This window comes from Arcobacter vandammei (assembly GCF_016106035.1).
Lineage (GTDB): Bacteria > Campylobacterota > Campylobacteria > Campylobacterales > Arcobacteraceae > Aliarcobacter > Aliarcobacter vandammei.
On the sequence record NZ_JADKPZ010000042.1, the window covers coordinates 1 to 1,966 of the forward strand.

Sequence of the window (1,966 nt, forward strand, 5' to 3'; positions counted from 1 at the left end):
TGCTGTCAAGTGCAATCCAAAAATGTACCAAAGCGCAGTGGAAAAATGTACCACTTTGTAACACCTATTTGTTAGAAATATCTAACAAGCCTGCTTCTCTTTTTTGTTTTAATCTATAGCTTTCACCAGTTACATTTATTATATGTGAATAGTGAATGAGTCTATCTAGAATTGCAGCTGTTAATGCTTCATCATTATTTAATACCTCCTTCCATTTTGTAAAAGATAAATTTGAAGTAATAATTATTGAACCAAGTTCATATTTTTTATTTACTATTTGGAAAAACAAATTTGCTTGATTTTCATTAAATTTTACATATCCAAATTCATCTATTACTAATAATTTTGAAATACCTATTACTCTTTTAAAATAGCTATCAAGTTTATTTTGGCTTTGAGCACTTTCAAGTTGTATTATTAAATCACTTGCAGTTATAAATTTAGTTTTTATTGTTTGTTTTGTTGCAGCATATGCAATTGCTGTTGCTAAATGAGTTTTTCCAACTCCACTTGGTCCAAAGAGTAAAATATTTTTACATTCATCTATAAATCTAAGAGTTAGAAGTTCATTAATTAAAATTTTATCAACTGAAGAACTTTTATAATCAAAGCTATCAATTGTTTTAATTTTAGGAATACCTGACATTTTTAAAACTATTTGTTGACTTCTTTGTACTCTTCCTTCATTTTCAAGCTCTAAAAGCTTATATAGATACTCACTATAGGATATTTTATCTTTTGAAGCATTATCTGCTAAATGTTGATAATGTTTTAATACCCCAGGTAATTTAAATTTTGAACAATATTCATTTATATTCTCATGCAGTAGCATATGTATCTCCTAATATTTTTTCATAATCAGAGATTGTTGTATGATATTTTATATCTACATTTAATTTTGATAAATCTATAGAACTATTTATATTTTTTGCTTTTGTTATATTTTTAACCTCTTTTACGCTTGAATAAAATGGTTTTAGTAGTTGTTTTTCTTCTTTAAATAATTCAATTGGTTTTTTCTTTGTTGTATCATGAACTCTTGAATTTGCATATTCTAACCAAGAGAATATTTTTGAGTTTAGTAAAGTAGAATCTATAGCTATTGAACTATTTTTTAATGAAGCTTTTAAAGGAATATAGAAATTATTTTTTAAGTAGTGATTAAATCTCTCTACTTTTCCTTTAGTTTTTGCTCTGTATACTTTACATAATTTTGGAATGAAATTATCTTTTGCAAATTCTAAAAAATCATTATTAAATCCATGTTGATTTTTTCCATATTTATCTCTTTGAATAACAACACTTTTTAAATTATCATAAAGCAAAGTTTGTGGAACTCCACCAAAGTATTCAAATGCTTTTACATGGCAATCTTGCCAAGTAGTTTGTCTCATATTATCTGTAAAATAGACAAACGCCATTCTACTAAATCCAAGAACCATTACAAAGCCATATATTGGATTTCTCCCACTTCTTATTATTGTCCAATCTACTTGTGCTTGATATGATGGTTTAGTTTCAAATCTGATTACATCTTCTACTTTTACATTATTTTTTAATGTACTTAAAAATGTTTGTAAAGTTCTAATTTTTCCATCATAACCATATTTCTTAATCTCTTCATAAATTACAGTTGATGGTATTTTATCTGGAGATGCTTGATTAACTCTTTCAATAATGTAATCTTTAAATAAATCTAATTTAGATTTATATTCAATCTTTTTATAAGGTTTTAGATCTTTTTCTTTAAGTCTTTTTGAAATAGTTCTTCTATCTAATCCCACTATCTTTGATATAGCTCTTATGCTATATCCTCTTTTATGTAAAGTATGTATCACAATAAATTCCTCTTTATCAATCACACTAACTCCAAATATTTTATTTAGAGTTATTTTATTTATTTTTATTAATAAAGTGGTGCATTTTTACTTTGCACTACTGGTACATTTTACCTTTGCATTTGACA

The 1,966-nt window shown here is 25.4% G+C and carries 2 protein-coding genes; both read right to left on the bottom strand.

Annotated features, from left to right (window positions below; genetic code table 11):
- Window positions 1-64: 64 nt before the first annotated feature.
- Window positions 65-832, bottom strand: coding sequence for an IS21-like element helper ATPase IstB (gene istB, locus IQC44_RS11360; protein ID WP_198306471.1), 768 nt, complete (start codon window positions 830-832; stop codon window positions 65-67).
- A complete protein-coding gene (istA, locus tag IQC44_RS11365; RefSeq protein ID WP_198306472.1) occupies window positions 819-1,862 on the bottom strand; it encodes an IS21 family transposase in 1,044 nt (347 codons plus the stop codon). Before istA ends, istB begins: the two co-directional genes overlap by 14 nt.
- Window positions 1,863-1,966 lie beyond the last annotated feature (104 nt).